The following is a 24,534-nucleotide window of genomic DNA, read 5'->3' as shown; positions in this document are numbered from 1 at the left end:
GATGCGGGATGCCGCCACCGGCGTCAAACATGAGGGTTCAGTTATGAAGGCGATCCTGATCACCGGCGGGGGTTCCGGAATCGGACGGGCAGCGGCGCAATTGTTCGCCGAGCGGGGATGGCGCGTCGGCCTGGCGGATCGCGATAGCGCGGCGCTGAAGGAAACCGCTGCGATGCTGCCGGCGGAGCAGACCACCTGTCACGTCATGGACGTGCGATCCCCGGAGGACTGGGAGGAGGTGCTGACCGAATTCACCGAGGTCAGCGGCGGACGGCTGGACGTGCTGTTCAACAACGCCGGCGTGGCGGTGGGCGGGCCGTTCGGCGCGGCGGCGCTGGAGGACATTGACCGGGCGGTGGACGTCAATCTGAAGGGCGTGCTGTATGGCGCGCGGATGGCCTATCCGTTTCTGGCGGCGACGCCGGGATCGTGCCTGCTCAATACCGCGTCGGCAGCGGGCATCTATGGCACGGCCGGAGCAGCGATCTATTCCGCCACCAAGTTTGCGGTGCGCGGGCTGACCGAGGCGCTGGACGGCGAATGGGCGGGCGACGACATTCGCGTCCGCAGCCTGATGCCCGGTTTCATCGATACGCCGTTGCTGCGCGAGATGGTCGGCGCGAGCAACCGCAGCGTACGCGAGACGGTGGTCGAGGCGGGGCTGGAATTCACCCCGGTGGAGGCGGTCGCCGAGGCGGCGTGGGATGCCGTCCATGGCGGGCGGGTCCACACGCTGGTGGGCAAGACCGCGCGCCGCCTGTCCTTTGCCGCGCGCTGGCTGCCGGGCAGCCTGCGCAAGCGGATGCGCAAGACGCGCCGCTGACGCCGCGCGATCGCCTGACGTCAGCCGGGCGCGCTGGCGTCAGCCGAACGTGCTGGCGTCAGGCGATCAGCAGGCCGGCCAGCGCCGCCGACATCAGATTGGCGAGGCTGCCGGCGAGGAGGGCGCGGATGCCGAGCTTCGCGATCATCGGCCGCTGGTTGGGCGCGAGATTGCCGGTCACCGCCATCTGGATCGCGATGGAGGAGAAATTGGCGAAGCCGCACAGCGCGAAGGTGACGATCGCCACGGTACGCGGCGAGAGCGCGTCGGCCTGCCGACCCAGATCGATATAGGCGACGAATTCGTTCAGCACGATCTTCTGACCGAACATGCCGCCGGCGCGCAGCGCCTCGTCCCAGGGCACGTTGATGAGGAACATCACCGGCGCGAAGACATAGCCGAGCAGTTGCTGGAAGCTGAGATCCGGATAGCCGAACAGGCCGCCGACCCCGCCAAGGATGCCGTTCGCCAGCGCGACCAGCGCGACGAAGGCAAGCACCATCGCGCCGACCGCGACCGCCAGGCGGACGCCGGTCTGAGCGCCTTGCGCCGCGGCCATGATGAGGTTCGCTGGCGCTTCCTCGTCATGCGTCGCCTGCGGCATCGGTTCGCCGGGGGTGAGCTCATCGGGGAGCGCGGCGATGGTGTTGCCGGCGATGCGCGCCTCCGACACGCGGATCTCGACATCGGGATCGGGCAGGTCGCCGAGCGGCAATTCGCCCTCCGGCGGCACGCTGCGGTCGGGCATGATGATCTTTGCCATCAGGATGCCGCCCGGCGCGGCCATGAAGCTGGCGGCCAGCAGATAATCGATGCGAATGCCCATCGAGGCATAGGCGGCGAGGATCGTGCCCGCGACGCCGGCCATGCCGCTGGTCATGACGGTGAACAGCTGCGGCGGGGTGAGGCCGGCGAGATAGGGACGGATCACGAGCGGCGATTCGCTCTGCCCGACGAAGACGTTGGCGGCGGCGCACAGGCTTTCGACCTTTGACACGCCGATCACCTTTTCGATCGCGCCGCCAAGCCAGCGGACGACGAACTGCATGATGCCGAGATAATAGAGAATCGACACCAGGCTGGCGAAGAAGATGATCACTGGCAGCGCGGCGATCGCAAAGCTGTTGCCGCCGATTTCAGGCGAGGCGAGCGGGCCGAAGAGAAAATCGACCCCCGCCTTGGCATAGCCTAGCAGGCTGGAGACGCCCGCCGACATGCCCGACAGGATCCTTTTGCCCCAATCGACGTATAGCACCAGCACGGCAATGCCGACCTGAAGCGCAAAGGCGCTGAGGACGACGCGTGGGCGAATGGCGCGCCGATCGGTGGACAAGGCCAGCGCCAGCGCGAGGATCACCAGAATACCGGCGATACCGATCAGAAAACGGCTCAACTGCGACTCATCCCCGCTACGGGCGGAGCTGTGCCGCCTGATCACTTTTCGCGCGCTCTCATAGGGAATTGGCGACCGGTTCGACAAGCATTCAACCGCTTGCTTGCCATGATCCTGCAACAACGCCCTTTTACCATCGCGCCGCACGATGTACCGGCGGCCGATGGAATCCCGCGCTCCCGCGCCGATCGCGCGCTCGCTTTTCGGCTTCTCGATCTTCTACGGCGGCATGGTCTGCATCGCCGGGGTGCTGGGCAACAAGCAGGTGGCGCTCGGCCCGCTGGCGGTGGAGGCGGGGATCTTCGCCTTTCTGCTGCTGGTGGTGACATCGAGCGCGATCGCCGAGCTGCATGGGCGGCAGATCGCCAGCCGGCTGGTGCAGATCGGCTTCATTCCGCTGATCGTATCGCTGTTCCTGACGCTGATCGTGCTGGCGGTGCCCGCCTCGCCGGCGATGGAGCCGGAGCGACTCAATGCGTTCGAGCTGATGATGACCGGCACGCCGCGCATCTGGGTCGGCGGGATCATCGCCTATGGCACGTCGCAGACGCTGAACGTGACGATCTTCGCCGCGCTGAAGGGGCGCGAGGGCGGGCGGTTCCTGTGGTTGCGCGCGGCGATCGCCAGCGTCCTGTCGCAGGTGGTCGACACGCTGCTGTTCGTGACGATCGCCTTTTACGGCGTGTTCCCGATCGGCGAGCTGATGGTCGGGCAGATGATCGCCAAGGTCGTCCTGTCGGTCGTGCTGGTGCCGCCGCTGATCTACGCCTTTGTGGCGCTGGGGCGCCGGCTGGACCGGTAAGACGCGGGCCGGACGCGCGAATGCCGCGGCACAGCCGCCTTTCGCGCGCCGGGCGATGTGATTAAGGGCACCGGCATGAACGACCATACGCCCGCGCCCGAACTGCTCGCGAAAGCCGAAACGCTCGTCGAGGCGCTTCCTTATCTGCAGCGCTATGCCGGCGCGACCTTTGTCGTGAAATACGGCGGCCATGCCATGGGCGACCCCGAGGCGCAGCGCGACTTCGCCGAGGACGTCGTGTTGATGAAGGCGGTGGGGATCAACCCTGTCGTCGTGCACGGTGGCGGGCCGCAGATCGGATCGATGCTGAAGCGGCTGGGCGTCGAATCGCGTTTCGTTGACGGGCTGCGCGTGACCGACGAGGAAACCGCGCAGATCGCCGAAATGGTGTTGGCGGGATCGATCAACAAACAGATCGTGTCGTGGATCGCGGCGGCCGGCGGCCGGGCGGTCGGCATTTCCGGCAAGGACGCCGGGCTGGTGCAGGCCGAGAAGGTCGGGCGCAGCGAACCCGATCAGCGGCAGGGGATCGAGCGCAAGGTGGACCTGGGCTTCGTCGGCGAGCCGGTGGCGGTCGACCGGCGGATCATCGACACGCTGAGCCGCGACGGGATCATCCCGGTGATCGCGCCGATCGGCATCGGCGCCGATGGCCACACCTATAATATCAACGCCGACACGATGGCCGGGGCGATCGCATCGGCGCTGGGCGCCAAGCGCTTCTTCCTGCTGACCGATGTCGCCGGCGTGCTCGACAAGCAGGGCGATCTGGTGACCGACCTGACGCCGCCGGACGTAGCCCGGTTGCGCGCCGATGGCACCATTTCGGGCGGCATGATCCCGAAGCTGGAGACGTGCGTGGCGGCGGTGGAATCGGGCGTCGACGCGGCGGTGGTTCTGGACGGGCGGGTGCCGCACGGTATGTTGCTTGAGATCTTCACACGGCGCGGGGCGGGCACGCTGATCCGCCGGGCTTGATCGCGACGCGCGCGATGCCCAACTGTGCTATGGTAATGATACACCCGAACGGAGACCGCCCTTGCTGATGCTAACCCTCGTCCAGATCCTGCAGGTGCTGCTGAACGTGGTGTGGTGGGTGATCATCATCCAGTTCGTGCTGTCGCTGCTGGTGACGTTCAACGTCGTCAACATGCAGTCGAACTTCGTCCGCTCGCTCTATGCCGGTCTCGATCGGCTGACGGAGCCACTGTATCGCCCGATCCGCCGCATCCTGCCGCAGACCGGCGGGATCGATTTCGCGCCCGCGGTGGTGCTGATCGGCATCGCGATCCTGACGATCATCCTGAACAACATCGCCGCCAGCGTGGTGATGGGCGGCGTCTGAGCGCTTGGCGTCCTGTTCCTGAAGGGCTGGCGATTGCGGTCAGAGTGACGCCGCGCGCCGCCCGCGATGTGCTGGCGGCAGGAACCGAACACCATCTGGCGGCGCGGGTCTGTGCGCCGCCGGTCGACGGCGCCGCCAACACGGCGGTCATCGCGCTGGTCGCCAAGGCATTTCAGGTGCCGCGTAGCGCCGTCCGGCTGGCCGGCGGGGATACCGCGCGGATCAAGCGGCTTCTGATCACCGGGGACAGCGACATGCTGGCGCGCCGGGCGGCGAGCCTCTATGGCGCTGTGCCATGACGGCACGGATCATCGACGGAAAAGCCTTCGCGGCGGATTTGCGCGCGCGGGTGGCAGAAGGCGTGGCGCAAGTCGCGGGCGAAGCAGGGCGCAAGCCGGGGCTGGCCGTCGTGCTGGTCGGCGAGGATCCCGCCTCCGCCGTCTATGTCCGGTCGAAGGGCAAGGCGACGCTCGCCGCCGGCATGGAAAGCATCGAGCATCGGCTGCCAGCGGATACGACGCAGGAGACGCTGGAGGCGCTGGTCGACCAGCTGAATGCCGATCCCGCAGTGGACGGCATCCTGGTGCAGCTGCCGCTGCCCAAGCATCTGAACGAAAGCGCGATCATCACGCGCATCGATCCCGACAAGGACGTCGACGGATTCCATCCGGTGAACGCCGGGCGGCTGGCCACCGGGCTGCCCGGGTTCGTGCCCTGCACGCCTTATGGCTGCCTGTTGCTGCTGCGCGATGTGCTGGGTGACCTCAGCGGCAAGGACGCGGTGGTGATCGGCCGGTCGAACATCGTCGGCAAGCCGATGGCGCAATTGCTGATCGGAGAGAGCTGCACCGTGACGGTCGCGCATTCGCGCACCCGCGACCTGCCAGCCGTGGTGAAGCGCGCCGACATCGTCGTGGCGGCGGTGGGCCGCGCCAAGATGGTGAAGCCCGACTGGATCAAGCCGGGGGCGACGCTGATCGATGTCGGCATCAACCGCACCGAAGATGGCCTGGTCGGCGATGTCGATCCGGCCTGCGCCGAAGTGGCGGGCGCAATGACGCCAGTGCCCGGCGGGGTCGGCCCGATGACCATCGCGGTGCTGCTGCGCAATACGCTGGTATCCGCGGCACGCCGCGAAGGGATCACGCTGGCGAAGCAGATCTGATGCCGGCGGCATCGCGGCGCCGGGCGTCGGTACACGCCCGAACGGTCTGCCTGGGGGGGCATCATCATGGTTGAGCTGTTCATCTCCTCCTTCATCACGTTTTTCGTGATTATCGATCCGCCCGGCTGCGCGCCGATCTACGCCGGGCTGACCACCGATGCCTCCGCGCAGCAGCGCCGGTCGATGGCGATCCGTGCGGTAGGCGTGGCGACCGGCATCCTGCTGGTGTTCGCGTTGTTCGGCGAGAAATTGCTGAAGGGCCTGGGGATCGAGCTCGCGTCGTTCCAGATCGCGGGCGGCATCATGCTGTTCCTGATCGCGCTGGAAATGGTGTTCGAGAAGCGCACGCAGCGCCGTGAGGATCGTGCCGCCGCCGTCGCGCTGGAAGAGGTGGAGGACGTGTCGATCTTCCCCATGGCGATGCCGATGATCGCTGGGCCGGGATCGATCGCCAGCGTCATGCTGCTGATGAGCGGCAGCAACGGGTTGAACCAGTCGCTGGTCGTGTTCGCCGCGCTGGCCGTGGTGCTGCTGATCACGCTGGTCGCGCTGATCGCCGCGGGGCCGCTGATGCGGTTGATGGGGCACAAGATCGAGGCGGTCATCACGCGGCTGCTGGGCGTGCTGCTCGCCGCGCTGGCGGTGCAGTTCGTGATCGACGGGGTGCAGGCGCAGCTGGGCTGAGCCGCACCGCCATCCCACCCCGGCCATCGGGCCGCGGGCCGATGGCGCCACCAAGACAGTTGCCAATCATCACCTTCAGCGGCCATCAGGCACAAAAAAGGAGATGATCCATGGCCGACCAGCAGCTGTACGCCGTCCCAGAACACTGGGCGGCCAACGCGAAAGTCGATCGCGCCGCCTATGACGCGCTGTACGCCGCCGCGGCGGCCGATCCCAACGCCTTCTGGCTGGAAGAGGCCAAGCGGTTGGACTGGATCAAGGCGCCGACGGTGGCGGGCGACTGGTCGTTCGACGAGGATGATTTCCACATCGAATGGTTCAAGGACGGCGTGCTCAACGTGTCCGCGAACTGCGTCGACCGCCATCTGGCCGAGCGCGCCGATCAGGTCGCGATCATCTGGGAGCCGGATGTTCCGCAAGAGGAGCCGCGCCGCTTCACCTACCGCCAGGTGCATGAGGAGGTTGGGCGGTTCGCCAATGTCCTGAAGGCGCAGGGCGTGCGCAAGGGCGACCGCGTCACCGTCTATCTGCCGATGATCCCCGAAGCCGCCTTTGCGCTGCTGGCCTGCACGCGGATCGGCGCGATCCATTCGGTGGTGTTCGGCGGCTTTTCCCCGGATGCCCTGGCGGGCCGGATCCAGGATTGCGATTCCAAGCTGGTCATCACCGCGGACGCCGGGCGGCGCGGCGGCAAGCGGATCGCGCTGAAGGCGAATGTCGATGCTGCCGCCGAGCGCGCGCCCAGCCTGGAGCGGGTGATCGTGATCAAGGCGACCGGCGACGACGTGCTGATGCACGATCGGGACGTCTGGTATCATGAGGCCGCGGAGGGCGTGTCGAGCGAGTGCGTGCCCGAGCCGATGAACGCCGAGGACCCGCTGTTCATCCTGTATACCTCTGGATCGACGGGCAAGCCGAAGGGCGTGCTGCATACCACCGGCGGCTATCTGTTGTGGGCCAGCTACACCCACGATCTGGTGTTCGACCACCGACCCGAGAACGTCTTCTGGTGTGCCGCCGACATCGGCTGGGTCACGGGGCACACCTATGTCGTCTATGGCCCGCTGGCGAACGGCGCGACGACGCTGATGTACGAAGGCCTGCCCAACTGGCCCGATGCGAGCCGCATCTGGCAGGTGGTCGACCGTCATCAGGTGCACACCGTCTTCACCGCGCCGACCGCGCTGCGTTCACTGATGAAGGAAGGCGATGCGCCGGTGAAGGCGACCAGCCGCGCCAGCCTGAAGCTGCTCGGCACCGTCGGCGAGCCGATCAACCCGGAGGCATGGCGCTGGTATCACCATGTCGTGGGCGAGGGGCGCTCGCCGATCGTCGATACCTGGTGGCAGACCGAGACCGGCGGCGCATTGATCGCACCGCTGCCGGGCGCGACCGACCTGAAGCCCGGATCGGCGACCAAGCCGCTGCCGGGGGTGCATCCGCAGCTGGTGGATGAGGCGGGCGCGGTGCTGGACGGGGCGGTGAGCGGCAATCTGTGCATCACGGCAAGTTGGCCGGGGCAGATGCGCACGGTGTGGGGCGACCATGAGCGGTTCTTCCAGACATATTTCACCACTTATCGCGGCAAATATTTCACCGGCGACGGATGCCGCCGCGACGAGCATGGCTATTATTGGATCACCGGGCGCGTCGATGACGTGCTGAATGTCTCAGGCCACCGGATGGGCACGGCGGAGGTGGAGAGCGCGCTGGTGCTTCACCCCAAGGTCGCCGAGGCGGCGGTGGTGGGCATGCCGCACGACGTGAAGGGGCAGGGCATCTACGCCTATGTCACGCTGAACTCCGGCGAGGCAGCGTCGGACGATCTGGCCGCGGACCTGCGGACATGGGTGCGCAAGGAGATCGGCCCGATCGCCACACCCGACGCGGTTCAGTTCGCGCCCGGCCTGCCCAAGACGCGCAGCGGCAAGATCATGCGGCGCATCCTGCGCAAGATCGCGGAAGGCGAGGTCGACAGCCTGGGCGATACCTCGACACTGGCGGACCCGTCGGTGGTCGACGATCTGGTGGCCAACCGGCAGCATTGAGCGCGCGACTCGGCCGTTTTCCGGCCGGGAGGATAAGCGTTCAGCAAAGGCCGGCAAGACCGATGAGCGGGCCGTTTTCCGGCTCGCCGCCGGCCCATTTCGCCGGGCGACGCAGCCTGCCAACGATTCAGCGCGCCCGGTCGCTCCTTGGTCGCGAATCGGTTGATTTCGTTAAGGGATCGTTGTCCTTTAGCGGGAATAACAACAGCTGCCGTAAACCCTTGGGGGGTCACTTTGGGACAGCAAGATGATGGCGCTTGGCTGACCGCTGAGTTGCTCGAACGTATCCTCGGCTCAGCGCGAGCCGCAGGACCTAATCTCATGATCTCGCGCGGTGATTGTCCGATGACGCTCAACGCCCTGACCCGGCAGGGTTGGGTGCAGGAAAAGCGTGGTCATATCGTATTGACTGCCAAGGCCCGCGCGCATCGCCGCGAGCTGGACCTGCACATCGCCTGATACCGCTGCAGACCGGTGCCGGTGCCCCGCAAGGGACGCCGGCGCCAGTCGGCCGCTGCCCTGAGTAGCGGCCTGTTTCAGCTGGATCTCGACGGTTGTCTTAGGCGGCGACCGCGTACGGCTTGATCTCGCCCGACAGATACAGGTTGCGTGCCTTTGCCCGGCTCAGCTTGCCCGAGCTGGTGCGCGGGAGCGTGCGCGGCGGCACGAGTTCGATCACGCAGTTCATGCCCGTCACCGCGCGCACACGATCGCGGATCTCGTCGCGCAGGCGGCTGCGCTCCTCGACGTCGGAGGTGCGGCACTGCACGAGAACGGCGGGGGTTTCCTCACCGCCCGGCGTGGTGATCGCGAAGGCCGCGATATCGCCCTGCTTGAAGCCGGGGAGCTGCTCCACCGCCCATTCGATGTCCTGCGGCCAATGGTTGCGGCCGTTGACGATGATCATGTCCTTGGCACGGCCGACGATGTAGATGTAGCCGTCCGAGATGTAGCCCATGTCGCCGGTGTCGAGCCAGCCATCGACCATGCATGCCTCGGTCGCGGCATCGTCACGGAAGTACCCGACCATCAGCGACGGGCCGCTGCACCACAATTTGCCGATCGCACGCTCCGGCAGGACGCTGCCGTCCTCCTCGCGCACCTCGACCAGCATGTCGCGCACCGGCTTCCCGCAATTGACGATCGCACGGTAGCGTTGCGGCCGATCCTGACCCGCCGGCACGCCCGAAAGCTGGGTTTCCTCGACCAGTTCGACGCGGATGCCCTCACCCGGCGGCATGATCGACACGGCGAGCGTCGCTTCGGCGAGCCCGTAGGAGGGGAGGAAGGCGCTTGCCTGGAAGCCGGCATCGGCGAAGGCGTCGACGAAGCCCTGCATCACGTCGGGCCGGATCATGTCCGCGCCATTGCCGGCGAGGCGCCAGCGCGACAGGTCGAAGCGGTCGGCCGCCTTCGTCTGGCTCGACATGCGGCGCGAGCAGATGTCGTAGCCGAAGGTCGGCGAATAGCTGATCGACGTGCCGGGATTGCGGCTGATGAGATCGAGCCACGCGAGCGGGCGGCGGGCGAAATCCTCGGTCTTCAGATAATCGACTGACACCTGATTGGCGATCGGTGACAGGAAGCAGCCGACGAGGCCCATGTCATGGTACCACGGCAGCCAGGAGATGCAGCGATCGGTTTCGATCAGCTCCATGCCATGGGCGTGCGCGGCGAGATTGTTGAGCAGCGCGTGGTGAGTGATCGCGACGCCGTGCGGGAAGCGCGTCGAGCCGCTGGAATATTGCAGATAGGCGATGTCGGTGCCTGAAGCCTGCGGCAGATCGACCGCCGCCGCCGGTCGCGCGAGCAGATCGGCCCAGTCGATGCCCTGCGTACCGACCGCAGTCGCCGCCGCGCCAGCCATCTCCGCCAGTTCGGGCGGATAGATCAGCATGACGGGATCGCAGCTCGTCAGCTGAACGCGCAGTTGATCGATATAGGAATCCTTGCCACCGAACGAGGTGGGCAGTGGCAGCGGCACCGGCCAGGCGCCGGCATAGACCGTGCCGAAGAACAAGGCGGCGAATTCTGCGCTGGTTTCAGCGACCAGCGCGACGCGGTCGCCCGGCTTGATGCCCGCCGCGATCAGGCGATAGGCCGCCTGCGTCGCATCACCCTGAAGCTCGCGGAACGGATAGGGGCGCACCAGCGTGCCGCGCGCATCGTGGAAATTCAGCCCGCGATCGCCCTGAGCGGCATAATCCAGCGCCTCGCCCAGCGTCTCGAAATCGGCAAAGCGACGCGGCCGGGCGTCGCTGCTCGGGGTGGGGATCAGGGTCGCGCTCGTCATGGTCGGTTGCTCAAAATCTCGTTCGGGTGCTGTTTCGGACCTGCACACCGGATCATTCCGGAGGCCGGCCAACTGACGGTTCGCCACGTTCAAATTCCGATGTCAGTGTGGCAACATAAAGGCGCATGACCAACAGCCGCCGCCCGCCGCCCCCGCTCGACCGCCGTGCACTGGAGGATTTGGCATTACGCTATGTTGGTCGTTTCGCCACAACCCGTGGGAAGTTGGCCGATTATCTGGCGCGCAAAGTGCGCGAGCGCGGCTGGGACGGGCCGCTCGCCGACCCCAAAGAGATCGCCGAGCGGATGGCGGGGCTGGGCTATATCGACGATCGCGCCTTCGCCGAGGCGCGCGCACGGTCGCTGGCGCGGCGCGGCTATGGCGCCGGGCGGGTCGGCCAAGCGCTGAAGGCAGCCCGAATCGCGCAGGACGACATCGGCGAAGTGATCGAGCAGAGCGAGGAGCAGGCGCTGGAAAGCGCGCTGGCGTTCGCCCGCCGCCGCCGGATCGGCCCGTTCGCGACCCTGCCGGTGGATGAGCGCGGCCGGCAGCGACACATGGCCGCGATGCTGCGCGCGGGCCATTCCTTCACGCTGGCGCGGCGGATCGTGGCAGCTGCCCCCGGCGACGTCCTGGAACCGTGAGCCCAGCCCTTGTTTTCACACGAGGATATTGTGCGGCGCGACAACCATGCTAGCGTTCGGTCCAGGGGAAAGAACAATGCAAAGCGAACCGTCCGAGGCCAACCAAGGCCCCGACGCCGCCAGTGCTGGCGAAGATGATGGCGTGCGCATCGCGGGCGCGTTGAAGTGGTTCGACGTGACGCGCGGCTTCGGCTTCCTGGTGCCGGACGAAGACGCCTATGGCGACGTGCTTATCCATTTCTCCGTGCTGCAGCCGCTGGGCCGCCGCAGCCTGCCCGAAGGAACCCGCATCGACGCGATGGTCGTACGTCGCGAGCGCGGGTACCAGGCACGCGAAATCCTGGCGATCGACACGACCACCGCAGTGGAGCCGGTGGTGCGGCCGACGACGCGCATCGACCCGGCTTCGCTGATCGACGAAGCGGGCGACTGGGAGCCGGTGGCGGTGAAATGGTTCAATCGGCTGAAGGGATATGGATTTCTGGTGCGGGATGACGTGCCAGGAGATATCTTCGTCCACATGGAAACGCTTCGCCGCGGTGATATCGGCGAGGTGATGCCCGAACAGCGGCTGCGCGCGCGGGTGGTGGATGGACGCAAGGGGCCGATGGCCGTGAGCGTTACACGGGAGAATTGACGATGAAGCTCATTGCCATGGCGTCGCTGGCGTTCCTGCTGGGGGCGGCGGCGTGCACCGGCCAAGACGCTGCCGCCACGGCTGGCGATGAGCGTGCGAGGGCGGCGCTGACCGAAGTGACCATCACCAGCGCGAACGGACCGCACGTGTTCCGCGTGGAGCTGGCGGACACGCAGGACAAGCAGCAGCGCGGGCTGATGTTCCGGACGGATATTCCCAAGGATGGCGGCATGTTGTTCGCGCCCTATCCGCCGGAGGGCGGCGGGCCGCGCGAGGCGAGCTTCTGGATGAAGAACACGCCCTCGCCACTCGACATCATCTTCATCCGCCCTGACGGCACGATTGCGCGCATTGCGGAAAACACCGTGCCCTTCTCCGAAGCGCAGGTGCCCTCGGGCGAGCCGGTCAGCGCAGTGCTGGAACTGAACGGCGGGCGATCCGCCGAGCTGGGGATCGCAGAAGGCGACAAGGTTTCCTGGAAGCGGTGACGCCGACGCGCCGGTGCAGGTCGTTCCAGGCCGGCGCAATGGTGAACCGTAGAAAGTGGCGGCGCGCTGACATGACCGCCTGTCGCCAACCGGCGTCACTATGCGGCTGAGCGCGACTGCCATCGTCCTGTCGAGCAGGGCGCATGGTGAGCATGGCGCGATCGTTCGCGCGCTGACTGCCGACGACGGGGTGCAGGCGGGTTATGTGCGGGGCGGACGATCGCGGGGCCTCCGCCCGATCCTGCAGCCAGCCAACATCATCATCGGGGAATGGCGCGCGCGGACCGATGCACAGCTTCCCGCGCTCACCGCCGAAATGGTTCGCAGCCGCGCGCCGCTACACGGGGAGCCGTTGCCCGCCGCCGCGCTGGAGTGGCTGACCGCACTGACCGCCGCCGCGCTGCCAGAAGGGCATCCCTATCCCCGACTGTACCAGGCGCTGTCCGGCCTGCTGGACGCGATCGATGCGGCGCCGGCGGCGCGGGGGTGGGCTGGCCCGCTGGCGCGATACGAGCTGTTGCTGCTGTCCGAGCTTGGCTTTGGCCTCGATCTGCAACGCTGCGTGGTGACGGGAGCGGTGGAGAACATTGGCTATATCAGCCCCAAGACCGGCGGCGCGGTAAGCCGCCCGGCGGCGATCGGCTATGAGGATCGCCTGTTGCCGCTGCCGGCGTTCCTGTCAGCAGGCGGCGAGGCGGATTGGGCTGATATCTTCGCCGGGCTGGCGATCACCGGGCGGTTCCTGGCGCGCAGCATCATGGTTGATCGCCACGCCGAAACGCTGGCCGCACGCGAGCGGCTGATCGACCGGCTGCACAGAGCGGTTGCGTGAGATCATGGCGGTGGGCAAGGAACGGTACCGTTCGCATTCCGTATCCGTCTGGAGGCACGCATGGCCCTGATCGCAATATTGCCGGGTGACGGCATCGGACCCGAGGTGACCGCGGAAGCGCGCCGGGTGCTCGAGGCATTGGAGCTGCCGCTGGCGTTCGAGACGGCGCTGGTCGGCGGCGCGGCCTATCACGCGGCGGGCCACCCGCTGCCGCCTGACACGCTGGACCTGGCGCATCGCGCGGACGCGATCCTGTTCGGATCGGTCGGTGACCCGAGCTGCGACGCGCTGGAGCGAGGGCTTCGCCCCGAGCAGGCGATCCTGGGACTGCGCAAGGAATTGACGCTGTTCGCGAACCTGCGACCGGCGAAGCTGTTTCCGGGGCTGGAGGATGCCTCCGCGCTGCGGCCGGAAGTCGCACGCACGATCGACCTGCTCATCGTGCGCGAGCTGAACGGCGATGTCTATTTCGGCGAAAAGGGCATGCGCACCACGCCCGCGGGGCTGCGGCAGGGCTATGACCTGATGAGCTATGACGAAAGCGAGGTCGCCCGGATCGCCCTCGCCGGCTTCGAAGCGGCGCGGCGACGGGGCGGGCAGCTCTGCTCGGTGGACAAGGCCAATGTGCTGGAAACGTCGCAATTGTGGCGCGACGTGGTGACCGAGGTGGCGCAGGAATATCCTGACGTCACGCTGACGCACATGTACGTCGACAACGCGGCGATGCAGCTGGTGCGCGATCCGGGCCAGTTCGACGTGATCGTGACGGGCAATCTGTTCGGCGACATCCTGTCCGATCAGGCGTCGATGTGTGTCGGGTCGATCGGGCTGCTGCCGTCCGCCTCGCTCGATGACACGGGCAAGGGGCTGTATGAGCCGATCCACGGCTCCGCGCCGGATATTGCCGGGCAGGGGAAGGCCAATCCATGCGCCGCGATCCTGTCTGCGGCGATGATGTTGCGTCATTCGCTGGAACTGCCCGACGCGGCGGACCGGGTGGAGGCGGCGGTCGCCAGCGCGCTTGCCACCCATCGCACCGCCGACCTGGGCGGCACCTGTTCGACCCGCGCGATGGGTGATGCGGTTCTTGCCGCGCTGTAATCGCGCGTGAGCGACCTGCTCGACCTCGCGGTCGTCATCCCGACGTTCAATGAGAAGGGCAATGTCCCCGTTCTGATCGCCCGGCTGGACCAGGCGCTGGCCGGGATCAATTGGGAAGCGATCTTCGTCGACGATGACAGCCCCGACGGGACGGCCGATGCCGCGCGCGAGATTGCGCGGATCGACCGGCGCGTCAGGGTGATCCAGCGGATCGGGCGGCGCGGACTGGCTACCGCCTGTATCGAGGGGATGTGCGCCACCGCCGCCCCGGCGGTCGCAGTGATCGACGGCGATCTGCAGCACGACGAGACGATTTTGCCCGACATGCTGGCGGCACTGCGCGCCGACCCGGCGCTTGATATCGTCGTGGGGTCTCGGTTCGTGGCGGGTGGGGGAACGGGCGACTGGGATCGTGATCGTGTCGCCAAGTCGGCGCTGGCGACACGATTGTCGCAGCGCGTGCTGAACGTTGGGCTGACCGACCCGATGAGCGGGTTCTTCATGGTTCGAACCGACGTCCTGCGCGCGCGGGCGCCGCATCTGGCCGGCATCGGGTTCAAGATCCTGCTCGACATCATGGCGGCGGGGGATCGGCCGCTCCAATATCGCGAACTGCCCTATGTCTTTCGCATCCGGACCGAGGGCGAATCGAAGCTCGATCACGTCGTGGCGCTGGAATATCTGATCGCGCTGTACGATCGCCGGTTCGGCAAGCTGGTGCCAGTACGCTTCGCCATGTTCTCTGCCATCGGCGTGATCGGCGTGGGCATCCACATGGGGGTGCTGGCGCTGTTTTACCTCGTCGCGGGGACGACGTTCCTGCTGGGGCAGATCGCCGCGACGGTGGTCGCGATGACGTTCAACTTCCTGCTCAACAATGCGCTGACCTATCGTGACCGGCGCTTGAAGGGGTGGCGTCAGCTGCTCGACGGGTGGGTGTCCTTCTGTGTCGTCTGCTCGGTCGGCGCGGTGGCGAATGTCGGGGTGGCGGCGTTCCTGTACGACTTCCATTACGGAGCCTGGGCGGCGTCGGCGCTGGCCGGTGTGTTCGTCGGCGCGGTGTGGAATTATGCCCTGTCGTCGCGCTTCGTCTGGGGGCGGTATTGAGGCCCCCTCAGATCCCCCGTCAGATCCACGTCGAGAACCAGGTCCAGTAGCGGAAGGCGTTCGCGTCCGGCAGCGGCAGTGCTGCGAGCACCGGGTAGAAATAGATCCCGAGTGCCATCGAGATCGCCAGCAGCGCGATGTCCCAGCCGCGCGTCCGGTCGCGCCAATGATCGAGCGCGACCACGATCGGGATCACGATGAAGACGCTGGACGGATAGTAATAATAATAGAAGCCGAGCGATTTTGGGATGATTGCCCAGATGCCGAGGCTGCCGGTCCATAACGCGGCGGCGGCGAGCAGACGGGGCGAGCCTGAGCGTACCCAGCCCCACCAGCAGGCAAGGACGGCGACAAGGCCCGACCACATGATGGCCGGATTGCCCAGCAGCAGGATGCCGCGCTGCGCGCCGTCGGCTGGCTCGTACAGATACCAGATCGGGCGGATCAGCAGCGGCCACGTCCACCAGTTCGACTGATAGGCGTGGGTCGGCAGAAGCTGCGTCTGCCGTTCGAACATGTCGAGCTGGAACGGCAGCAGCGTCGCCAGCGTCAGCGGCGCATCGCGATAGAAGAAGGCCGGCGCAAAAGTGGCGAGGTATGTCGCGGCGGACAGCAGCGCGAGCGTGCCGAGCGCGAGCGGGACGGAGAGCCCGGGGAAACGGCGCGAATCCTCGCGCTTCAGCAGCACGAAGGCGATGGCGGCAAAGGCGACATAGGGCGCGGCCAGCCACTTGCAGGCAGTTGCGGCCCCCAGCAGCACCGATGCCGCCGACCAGCGCGCGAGGCCACCGGCACGGAGCGTCCATGCTGCCATTGCGATCGCCGAGGTCAGGAAGGCGAGCATGAAGCCGTCCAGCATCGCGATCCGTGCCTGCACGAACACGGTGAAGCCAAGCACGGTGAGCGCGGCTGCGATCAGGCTGGGGCGGCGACGATGCGTGATCTGCCAGATGATGGCGAACATCGAAGCGACAGTCGCGCTGCCGGCCAGCGTCGACATGATCCGCCAACCGAACGCATTGTCGCCGAACAGCAGGATCCCTTGAGCGATCAGCCATTTGGCGAGCAGCGGATGCTCGATGTTCACAGGGCCGTCGAGCGCGATGAGGGCGCGTGCGGCAGGCACGTAATGCACCTCATCAAACACGAACTGGTGCGGGACCGTCAGATGGATGAGGAACAATGCCTCCGCCAGCAGGAAGACGATGATCCCGAGCGGCAGGGGGCGGCGCAGCATGGTTCACGCTTAGCCGCCTGATGCCGCCGCGCCAACGTGGCGGGGGCGAATGGGTGACTGTGCCCCGCGCGTCATGCTTGAAAGCCCGCGGCAATTGGCCGAAAGCAGCCGGCATGAAGCGCCGCACCGGACAAGACCGCTCGATCACTGACACCTGGCGCCCGGCGACCCGCGCGATCCGCGGCGGCACCGTCCGCTCCGAATTCGGCGAAACCTCCGAGGCGATCTTCGTCACCTCCGGCTATGCCTATGACTGCGCCGGTGACGCCGCCGCGCGTTTCGCCGGCGAGCAGGAGGGGATGACCTATTCCCGGCTGCAGAACCCGACGGTCGAAATGCTGGAGCATCGCATCGCCCTGCTGGAAGGGGCGGAGGCTTGCCGCACGATGGCGAGCGGCATGGCAGCGATGACCGCGGTGCTGCTGAGCCAGTTGCAGGCGGGTGACCATGTGGTGGCCGGCCGCGCGGCGTTCGGATCATGCCGCTGGCTGGTCGACAATCTGCTGCCCAAGTTCGGCATCGCCACCACCGTCGTCGACGCGCGCGACCCACAGCAGTTCGAGGATGCGGTGCGGCCCGAGACAAAGGTGTTCTTCTTCGAAACGCCGGCCAATCCGACGATGGATGTGGTCGATCTGCGCGCGGTGTGTGACATCGCACGGGCGCGCGGGATCACCAGCGTCGTCGACAATGCCTTTGCCACCCCAGCGTTGCAGCGCCCGATGGAGTTCGGCGCGGACGTCACCGCTTATTCTGCGACCAAGATGATGGACGGGCAGGGCCGCGTGCTCGCCGGCGCCGTGTGTGGCACGAAGGATTTCATCGACAACACGCTGTTGCCGTTCACGCGCAACACCGGGCCGACGCTGTCGCCGTTCAATGCCTGGGTCGTGCTGAAGGGGCTGGAGACGCTGGACCTCCGGATCCGGCGCCAGTCCGAAAATGCGCTGAAGGTCGGCGCTTTCCTCGAAAAGCGCGTGGCGCGGATCCTTCATCCCGGCCTCCCCAGCCATCCGCAGCATGAGCTTGCCATGTCGCAGATGGAAGCGGCGGGGCCGATCTTCGCCTTTGAAGTCGATGGCGGGCGGAGCCAGGCACATGGGTTGCTCGATGCGCTGGCGCTGGTCGATATTTCCAACAACATCGGCGATTCCCGATCGCTGATGACGCATCCTGCCTCCACCACGCACGCATCGGTCACACCCGAGAAGCGCGAGGAGATGGGGATCAGCGAGGGCATGTTGCGGCTGAACGTCGGGCTGGAAGATCCCGCCGACGTGATCGACGATCTTGACCAGGCGCTTCGGACGGTGGGCCTGTGAAGGCATTTTTCCCTTCGTCACAGACGACGCGGGGAGTGACCGTGCGCGTGTCGGTCAGCTATCTGCCCGAACAGTCGGAGCCGGAGCGTGGGCGCTGGTTCTGGGCCTATCATATCCGCATCGAAAACGACGGGCCAGCGGCGGTGCAACTTCTGACGCGGCACTGGATCATCATCGACGGGCGCGGTGCGCGCCATTCGGTGGAAGGCGAGGGCGTGGTCGGCGAGCAGCCGCTCATCGAGCCGGGCGGCAGCTATGACTATGTGTCCGGGTGTCCGCTCGCGACGCCCGCCGGATCGATGCAGGGCAGCTACCGCATGGTCGATGCCGCGGGCATGACGTTCGATGTGGCAATTCCGAAGTTCGCGCTGATCGCGCCGGCGGTGACGGGTGGAGAACGTGGCTGAGCAGCGTCGCTTGCGAGTGAGGCCGGCGCGCGGCATGGCAGGCGCCATGGTGAACAGCCACGCAGACATCAGCAACGGATCGCGCCGCCGGAAGGATGCCGCCAAGTGAAGCGCACGCACCTTCCGCTTAACGGGCTGCGCGTGCTGGATGCCGCCGCGCGGCACCTGTCCTTTACCCGTGCCGCCGACGAACTGGCGGTGACCCCGGCAGCGGTGGGCCAGCAGGTCCGCGCGCTGGAGGACACGCTGGGCGTCGTTCTGTTTCGCCGTACGACCAAGGGGCTGGAACTGACGCCCGAGGGCGAAGCCGGCCTGTCTGCCCTGCGCCACGGCTTTCTCCAGTTCGAGGAAGCGGTGCGGGCGATGCAGGCGGGGCAATCGTCCAAGTCGCTGACCATCGCCGCGCCGCGCGACCTGACGGAGAAGTGGCTGCTGCCGCGGCTGGCGACGATCGCCGAGCGCGACAGCGACCTGCGTTTCGTGCTGGTGACCGCCGACGTGGCGCCCGATTTCACCGAGGCCAATCTGGATATGGCGATCACCTGGGGCGAGGGCCCCGGCCTGCACGAAGGCGAGGCGATCGAGAGCGAGGGGATGGTGACGGTCGAGCGTCCCGGCGGCGGCGCGTCGGCGATCATTGCCTGGCCGGGCGACGGCATGGATGATGCGGCCGCACTGGTCCGGGTAGGCGACGCTGGGCTGGCGCTGGACGCCGCGGCGCGTGGACTGGGCCGGGCAACGGTGCCCGAGCTGCTCGCGTCGAGTGATATTGCATCGGGCAGGGTGGCATTGGTGGGTGAGCCGCGGCCGTCGCGATTGGGATATTGGCTGGTTGCCCCGCTGCCGCAGTGGCGGCAGCAAAAGGTCCAGACGCTGGTCGAGGCGCTGGCAGGTTGACCGACGGGATGAGGGCCGATCCGTTCGAGAGCGAGCGCCTGCTGATGCGGGCGCCGACGCATGACGACGCGCCCGCGCTGTACGAGGCATATCGCGACCAGGGTGTCATGCGCTTCTGGTCCAGCCCGCCGCATGAATCGGTGGCGGACACGATCGCTTATGTGACCCCGCACGTCGACGACCAGTGGCGCCAGTGGGTGATCGAGGAGCGTTCGAGCGGTCGCGCGATCGGTACGCTGGCGGCTGGCGAGCGGCGCCGCGGCGTGATGGAAATCGGCTACCTGCTGGCGCCGATTGCATCGGGCAAGGGATATGGCCGCGAGGCAGTCGGCGCGCTGATCGACCTGTTGTTCGCAGAAGGCGCACGGCGGGTGTTCGCCGATACCGATCCCGACAACAAGCGTTCGATCGCGCTGTTGCAGGACCTGGGTTTCCAGCGCGAGGGGCTGCTGCGCGCGGAATGGCACACCCATATTGGCGTGCGCGACAGCGTGATCTGGGGCCTGCTACGCGACGAGTGGCGGCCGTCTGCGTCGAGGAACACCGGGCGGGGGTGATCCCGCTACCCTGATGGCGTCAGGGGAGGGGCGGCTGACAGTCACCCAATGATGCGAGATGTCATTGTGCCGGCTCGCCGCGCCAGATCTACGTCACGGTCGTTCGGCGCACGCGCTGCGGTAATTTTGAGCCCCGACCCGCAGTCCCGTCTTGGACACTTCAGTCATAGTCGTCGCGCTGGAGCTGCCGGGTAGCCGTGCTGGGCATAGGCAATCACGACGGTCCGCGCCCGGCGTGGGCAGCCATGGGCCTCACCCAGCGCATTGTGCGAGCCGTGTTCTCACCGAGATAGCTGTGATCGAGCTGCGCGAACCGGCGCGTCCGGCTGGTTATGGTGGACGATGGTTCTTCGTCTGCTGGCGCTCTGCAAACGTCTGCGCAGGGTTGGCCTCGCCCGCCTGTCCAACAAAAAGCCCCGCCGGATCGCTCCGGCGGGGCTGATTGCATCAGGTTGATCGCGAGGATCAGTCGTTCAGATACTCGCCAGCAGCCTCGTCGCTGCCGTCGCCCGACGGGACGACGGTGGCGAGCGGATCGTCGCCGGTGCCGACGTCTTCACGCGGGCTACGCGCCTTTTCGGCGGCACGCAGCTCGTCCGCGCTCGACGGCGCAACGATCATCGCATCGGCCAGCTTCTTCTGCTGGGCACGAAGCGCCGCGTCGCGCGAGGAAGCCGCCACGCGCAGGCGGTTCATGCCGGCCCCAGTGCCTGCCGGGATGAGCCGGCCGACGATGACGTTTTCCTTCAGGCCCATCAGCGTGTCCTGCTTGCCCTGGACCGCCGCCTCGGTGAGGACGCGGGTGGTCTCCTGGAACGACGCGGCCGAGATGAACGACCGGGTCTGCAGCGACGCCTTGGTGATGCCGAGCAGGATCGGCTTGCCCTGGGCGGGCGCCTCGTTCTTGCCGAGCTTCGCGTTAACCTCGTCCATCTCCGCACGGTCCACCTGCTCGCCGGGGAGCAGGGTGGTGTCGCCGGCTTCGGTGATCTCAACCTTCTGCAGCATCTGACGAACGATCGTCTCGATGTGCTTGTCGTTGATCTTCACGCCCTGCAGTCGATAGACTTCCTGGATTTCCGACACGAGATATTCCGCGAGCGGCTCGATACCGAGCACCTCGAGAATGTCGTGCGGATCCGGGCTGCCGCCGATCAGGTTGTCGCCACGCTTGACGTAGTCGCCTTCCTGAACGTCGATCACCTTCGACTTCGGAATGAGGTATTCCACCACCTCGCCGCCGTCCTCGGGCTGGATGCCGATCTTGCGCTTCGCCTTATAGTCCTTGCCGAACACCACGCGGCCAGAGACCTTCGCGATGATCGCATTTTCCTTCGGCTTGCGCGCTTCGAACAGCTCCGCGACGCGCGGCAGACCGCCGGTGATGTCGCGGGTCTTGGCGGACTCGCGCGCAACACGGGCAACCACGTCGCCGGCATAGACAGTCGAATTGTCGTCCACCGAAAGCACTGCGCCCGGCGCCAGCATGTAGCGGGCGGATTCACCCGAACCCTCGTCGAGCAGAGTGATGCGCGGACGCAGATCCTCCTTCGACCGGCCAGCTGCACGATATTCGATCACGACGCGCTGGGCGATGCCCGTTGCCTCGTCGACCTGCTCGGTCAGCGTCTTGCCCTCGATGAGGTCCTGATACTTCACGGTGCCGCCGGTTTCCGTGATCACCGGCATGGTGAACGGATCCCATTCGGCGATGCGATCGCCAGCGCTGATGATGTGCCCGTCGTCGCACAGCACGTTCGCGCCGTACGGGATCTTGTGCACCGCCAGCTCGCGGCCATCCATGTCGACGATCGCGACTTCGCCCGAACGGCTGAGCACCACGCGGCGACCACGCTGGTCGACGATGATGCGCAGATCGCGATACTCGATCGTGCCGTCGACCGGCGCTTCGAGGTTCGACTGCTCGTTCAGCTGCGCCGCGCCGCCGATGTGGAAGGTACGCATCGTCAGCTGCGTGCCCGGCTCACCGATCGACTGCGCCGCGATGACGCCGACGGCCTCACCGATGTTCACCGGCGTACCGCGAGCGAGATCACGCCCGTAGCACTTGCCGCAGACGCCGATCTTGCTTTCGCAGACCAGCGGCGAGCGGATCTTGACGGCCTGAACACCAGTCGCCTCGATCTGCGCCACCATCGGCTCGTCGAGCAGGGTGCCGATCGGGATCACGACCTCGCCCGTCTTCGCCTCAACGATGTCCTCCGCGGTCGTACGACCAAGGATACGCTCGCCAAGCGACGCGATGACCGAGCCGCCCTGAACGATCGCCTTCATCTCCAGCGCGCGCTCGGTGCCGCAATCGTCCTCGACGATGACGCAATCCTGCGACACGTCGACGAGACGGCGGGTGAGGTAGCCCGAGTTCGCCGTCTTCAACGCCGTATCCGCGAGGCCCTTACGAGCGCCGTGGGTGGAGTTGAAGTATTCAAGGACGGTCAGGCCTTCCTTGAAGTTCGAGATGATCGGCGTTTCGATGATCTCGCCCGACGGCTTGGCCATCAGGCCGCGCATGCCCGCAAGCTGCTTGATCTGCGCCTGCGAACCACGCGCACCGGAGTGCGCCATCATGTAGATCGAGTTGATCGGCTTCTCACGGCCGGTCTCCTCGTCGATGCGAACGGCCTTGATCTCGTTCATCATCGAGTTCGCCACCTGATCACCGCAACGGCTCCAGGCGTCGATCACCTTGTTGTACTTCTCCTGCTGCGTGATCAGGCCGTCCTGATACTGCTGCTCGAAGTCCTTCACCTGATCGCGCGTTTCATCGACCAGCTTGGTCTTGTCCGGCGCAATGATCATGTCGTCCTTGCCGAACGAGATGCCGGCCTTGAACGCGTGACGGAAGCCCAGCGCCATGATCGCGTCGGCGAACAGCACCGTCTCCTTCTGACCGGTGTGACGATACACCTCGTCGATGACGTCGGTGACGTCCTTCTTGGTCAGCAGACGGTTGACGACGTCGAACGGCACCTTGTGGCTCTTCGGCAGGCACTCGCCGAGCAGCATGCGGCCCGGCGTGGTCTCGAAGCGCTTGAGGTACTGGTTGCCGTCCTCGTCGGTCTGCGGAACGCGGCTGATGATCTTGGTGTGCAGCGTCACCGAACCGGCGTTCAGCGCCTGGTGAACTTCCGACATGTCGGAAATCAGCATGCCCTGGCCCGGCTCGTTTTCCTTGAGCATCGACAGGTAATAGAGACCCAGCACCATGTCCTGCGACGGCACGATGATCGGCTTGCCGTTCGCGGGGCTGAGGATGTTGTTGGTCGACATCATCAGCACGCGTGCTTCCAGCTGCGCCTCAAGGCTAAGCGGTACGTGCACGGCCATCTGGTCACCGTCGAAGTCGGCGTTGAAGGCCGAGCAGACCAGCGGGTGAAGCTGGATCGCCTTGCCCTCGATCAGCACCGGCTCGAACGCCTGGATGCCCAGACGGTGAAGCGTCGGCGCGCGGTTCAGCAGAACCGGGTGCTCGCGGATCACCTCGTCCAGGATGTCCCAGACTTCCTTGCGCTCCTTCTCGACCCACTTCTTCGCCTGCTTCAGGGTCATGGACAGACCCTTGGCGTCGAGACGGGCGTAGATGAACGGCTTGAACAGCTCGAGCGCCATCTTCTTCGGCAGGCCGCACTGGTGCAGCTTGAGCTCCGGACCGGTCACGATGACCGAACGGCCCGAATAGTCGACGCGCTTGCCGAGCAGGTTCTGACGGAAGCGGCCCTGCTTACCCTTCAGCATGTCGGACAGCGACTTCAGCGGACGCTTGTTGGCGCCCGTGATCGTGCGACCGCGACGGCCGTTGTCGAACAAGGCGTCGACGGCTTCCTGCAGCATGCGCTTTTCGTTGCGGACGATGATGTCCGGCGCACGCAGCTCCATCAGCCGCTTCAGACGGTTGTTACGGTTGATGACGCGGCGATACAGATCGTTCAGATCCGACGTCGCGAAACGGCCACCGTCGAGCGGCACCAGCGGGCGAAGCTCGGGCGGGATGACCGGCACGACCTCGAGGATCATCCACTCCGGACGGTTGCCCGATTCCAGGAAGCTCTCGACGACCTTCAGCCGCTTGATGATCTTCTTGGGCTTCAGCTCGGACTTGGTGACGGCGAGCTCTTCGAGCAGCGCGGTCTTCTCGCCTTCGAGGTCCAGGCTCTCGAGCATGATGCGCACCGCCTCAGCGCCGATGCCGGCGGAGAAAGCGTCTTCACCATATTCGTCCTGCGCCTCGAGGAGTTCGTCCTCGGTCAGCAGCTGGAACTTCTCGAGCGGGGTCAGGCCCGGTTCGATGACGATATACGCCTCGAAGTACAACACGCGCTCGAGCTGCTTGAGCTGCATGTCGAGCAGCAGGCCGATGCGCGACGGCAGCGACTTCAGGAACCAGATGTGCGCGACCGGGGCGGCGAGCTCGATGTGGCCCATCCGCTCACGACGGACCTTCGAGACGGTAACCTCGACGCCGCACTTTTCGCAGACAATGCCCTTGTACTTCATGCGCTTGTACTTGCCGCACAAGCATTCGTAATCCTTGATCGGACCGAAGATGCGCGCGCAGAACAGGCCGTCACGCTCAGGCTTGAACGTGCGATAGTTGATCGTCTCGGGCTTCTTGATCTCGCCGAACGACCAGGAGCGGATACGGTCCGGGGACGCGATGCCGATCTGGATCTGGTCGAAGGTCTCCGTCTTGGCGACCGGATTCGCGAAATTCGTAAGTTCGTTCATTTTTCT

Annotated in this window: 22 protein-coding genes; 18 read left to right on the top strand and 4 right to left on the bottom strand. The window is 66.3% G+C overall.

Annotation, left to right across the window (positions count from 1 at the left end; translation table 11 throughout):
- The first annotated feature begins 43 nt into the window (after window positions 1–43).
- The gene (locus K0S66_RS01960; protein WP_301073412.1) at window positions 44–823 is read left to right on the top strand and encodes an SDR family oxidoreductase; all 780 of its coding nucleotides are present in this window, start codon (window positions 44–46) and stop codon (window positions 821–823) included.
- A gap of 58 nt (window positions 824–881) precedes the next feature.
- On the opposite strand, the gene K0S66_RS01955 is transcribed toward K0S66_RS01960, so the two are convergent.
- On the bottom strand, window positions 882–2,216 hold the full coding sequence (locus K0S66_RS01955) for a NupC/NupG family nucleoside CNT transporter (RefSeq protein ID WP_301073411.1): 1,335 nt from the start codon (window positions 2,214–2,216) through the stop codon (window positions 882–884).
- 163 nt (window positions 2,217–2,379) lie between these two features.
- Here K0S66_RS01955 and K0S66_RS01950 point away from each other — a divergent pair, with 163 nt between their 5' ends.
- The 7 genes from K0S66_RS01950 (at window position 2,380) to acs (ending at window position 8,260) form a co-directional block, all read left to right on the top strand.
- Window positions 2,380–3,018 (top strand): queuosine precursor transporter, encoded by a 639-nt coding sequence (locus K0S66_RS01950; RefSeq protein ID WP_301073410.1) that lies wholly within the window; start codon window positions 2,380–2,382, stop codon window positions 3,016–3,018.
- Between the two features lie 75 nt (window positions 3,019–3,093).
- Window positions 3,094–3,996 carry an acetylglutamate kinase gene (gene argB / locus K0S66_RS01945; RefSeq protein WP_301073409.1) on the top strand — a complete coding sequence of 301 codons (903 nt, stop codon included), beginning with the start codon at window positions 3,094–3,096 and terminating at the stop codon, window positions 3,994–3,996.
- Between the two features lie 67 nt (window positions 3,997–4,063).
- Entirely contained in the window at window positions 4,064–4,363 is a 300-nt protein-coding gene (locus tag K0S66_RS01940) for a YggT family protein (RefSeq protein ID WP_301073788.1), read from the top strand.
- Window positions 4,360–4,662 (top strand): DUF167 family protein, encoded by a 303-nt coding sequence (locus K0S66_RS01935; protein ID WP_301073787.1) that lies wholly within the window; start codon window positions 4,360–4,362, stop codon window positions 4,660–4,662. The genes K0S66_RS01940 and K0S66_RS01935 overlap by 4 nt, the downstream gene beginning before the upstream one ends.
- Window positions 4,659–5,528, top strand: coding sequence for a bifunctional methylenetetrahydrofolate dehydrogenase/methenyltetrahydrofolate cyclohydrolase FolD (folD, locus tag K0S66_RS01930; RefSeq protein ID WP_301073408.1), 870 nt, complete (start codon window positions 4,659–4,661; stop codon window positions 5,526–5,528). The genes K0S66_RS01935 and folD overlap by 4 nt, the downstream gene beginning before the upstream one ends.
- A 66-nt stretch (window positions 5,529–5,594) precedes the next feature.
- Window positions 5,595–6,212 carry a MarC family protein gene (locus K0S66_RS01925; protein WP_301073407.1) on the top strand — a complete coding sequence of 206 codons (618 nt, stop codon included), beginning with the start codon at window positions 5,595–5,597 and terminating at the stop codon, window positions 6,210–6,212.
- A gap of 110 nt (window positions 6,213–6,322) precedes the next feature.
- Window positions 6,323–8,260 (top strand): acetate--CoA ligase, encoded by a 1,938-nt coding sequence (gene acs, locus K0S66_RS01920; protein ID WP_301073406.1) that lies wholly within the window; start codon window positions 6,323–6,325, stop codon window positions 8,258–8,260.
- A gap of 559 nt (window positions 8,261–8,819) precedes the next feature.
- On the opposite strand, the gene K0S66_RS01915 is transcribed toward acs, so the two are convergent.
- Window positions 8,820–10,553 carry a fatty acyl-AMP ligase gene (locus K0S66_RS01915; protein WP_301073405.1) on the bottom strand — a complete coding sequence of 578 codons (1,734 nt, stop codon included), beginning with the start codon at window positions 10,551–10,553 and terminating at the stop codon, window positions 8,820–8,822.
- 125 nt (window positions 10,554–10,678) lie between these two features.
- On the opposite strand from K0S66_RS01915, the gene K0S66_RS01910 reads away from it, so the two are divergent.
- The 6 genes from K0S66_RS01910 to K0S66_RS01885 all read left to right on the top strand — a co-directional run bounded on the left by K0S66_RS01910 (window position 10,679) and on the right by K0S66_RS01885 (window position 15,362).
- Window positions 10,679–11,197, top strand: a complete 519-nt coding sequence (locus K0S66_RS01910; protein ID WP_301073404.1) for a RecX family transcriptional regulator — start codon at window positions 10,679–10,681, stop codon at window positions 11,195–11,197.
- Window positions 11,198–11,273: 76 nt separating this feature from the next.
- A complete protein-coding gene (locus tag K0S66_RS01905; protein ID WP_301073403.1) occupies window positions 11,274–11,834 on the top strand; it encodes a cold shock domain-containing protein in 561 nt (186 codons plus the stop codon).
- A gap of 2 nt (window positions 11,835–11,836) precedes the next feature.
- Window positions 11,837–12,322: a DUF192 domain-containing protein gene (locus tag K0S66_RS01900; RefSeq protein WP_301073402.1), complete on the top strand. Its 486-nt coding sequence runs from the start codon at window positions 11,837–11,839 to the stop codon at window positions 12,320–12,322.
- A 100-nt stretch (window positions 12,323–12,422) separates the two neighbouring features.
- Window positions 12,423–13,154, top strand: coding sequence for a DNA repair protein RecO (recO, locus tag K0S66_RS01895; RefSeq protein ID WP_301073401.1), 732 nt, complete (start codon window positions 12,423–12,425; stop codon window positions 13,152–13,154).
- A 60-nt stretch (window positions 13,155–13,214) separates the two neighbouring features.
- Window positions 13,215–14,255, top strand: a complete 1,041-nt coding sequence (gene leuB / locus K0S66_RS01890) for a 3-isopropylmalate dehydrogenase (RefSeq protein ID WP_301073400.1) — start codon at window positions 13,215–13,217, stop codon at window positions 14,253–14,255.
- Window positions 14,256–14,261: 6 nt separating this feature from the next.
- Window positions 14,262–15,362 carry a glycosyltransferase family 2 protein gene (locus tag K0S66_RS01885; RefSeq protein ID WP_301073399.1) on the top strand — a complete coding sequence of 367 codons (1,101 nt, stop codon included), beginning with the start codon at window positions 14,262–14,264 and terminating at the stop codon, window positions 15,360–15,362.
- A 19-nt stretch (window positions 15,363–15,381) separates the two neighbouring features.
- Here K0S66_RS01885 and K0S66_RS01880 read toward each other — a convergent pair whose 3' ends face one another.
- A complete protein-coding gene (locus tag K0S66_RS01880; RefSeq protein WP_301073398.1) occupies window positions 15,382–16,599 on the bottom strand; it encodes a glycosyltransferase family 39 protein in 1,218 nt (405 codons plus the stop codon).
- Between the two features lie 113 nt (window positions 16,600–16,712).
- Between K0S66_RS01880 and K0S66_RS01875 the strand changes: the two genes are divergently transcribed.
- From K0S66_RS01875 to K0S66_RS01860, 4 genes are all read left to right on the top strand, one after another.
- Window positions 16,713–17,921, top strand: a complete 1,209-nt coding sequence (locus tag K0S66_RS01875) for an aminotransferase class I/II-fold pyridoxal phosphate-dependent enzyme (protein WP_301073397.1) — start codon at window positions 16,713–16,715, stop codon at window positions 17,919–17,921.
- Window positions 17,918–18,328, top strand: coding sequence for a Co2+/Mg2+ efflux protein ApaG (gene apaG / locus K0S66_RS01870; RefSeq protein WP_301073396.1), 411 nt, complete (start codon window positions 17,918–17,920; stop codon window positions 18,326–18,328). Before K0S66_RS01875 ends, apaG begins: the two co-directional genes overlap by 4 nt.
- 105 nt (window positions 18,329–18,433) lie before the next feature.
- Window positions 18,434–19,225: a LysR family transcriptional regulator gene (locus K0S66_RS01865; protein ID WP_301073395.1), complete on the top strand. Its 792-nt coding sequence runs from the start codon at window positions 18,434–18,436 to the stop codon at window positions 19,223–19,225.
- Window positions 19,222–19,782 (top strand): GNAT family protein, encoded by a 561-nt coding sequence (locus tag K0S66_RS01860; RefSeq protein WP_301073394.1) that lies wholly within the window; start codon window positions 19,222–19,224, stop codon window positions 19,780–19,782. Before K0S66_RS01865 ends, K0S66_RS01860 begins: the two co-directional genes overlap by 4 nt.
- Window positions 19,783–20,247: 465 nt before the next feature.
- Here the strand turns inward: K0S66_RS01860 and rpoC are convergent, their stop codons facing one another.
- The gene (gene rpoC / locus K0S66_RS01855) at window positions 20,248–24,528 is read right to left on the bottom strand and encodes a DNA-directed RNA polymerase subunit beta' (RefSeq protein ID WP_301073393.1); all 4,281 of its coding nucleotides are present in this window, start codon (window positions 24,526–24,528) and stop codon (window positions 20,248–20,250) included.
- Window positions 24,529–24,534 lie beyond the last annotated feature (6 nt).

Origin of the sequence: Sphingomonas sp., assembly GCF_029239295.1 — a bacterium.
Classification (GTDB): domain Bacteria; phylum Pseudomonadota; class Alphaproteobacteria; order Sphingomonadales; family Sphingomonadaceae; genus Sphingomonas.
The sequence above is the reverse complement of the archived record's forward strand: the minus strand, read 5'-3'. Positions and strand labels throughout refer to the sequence as shown.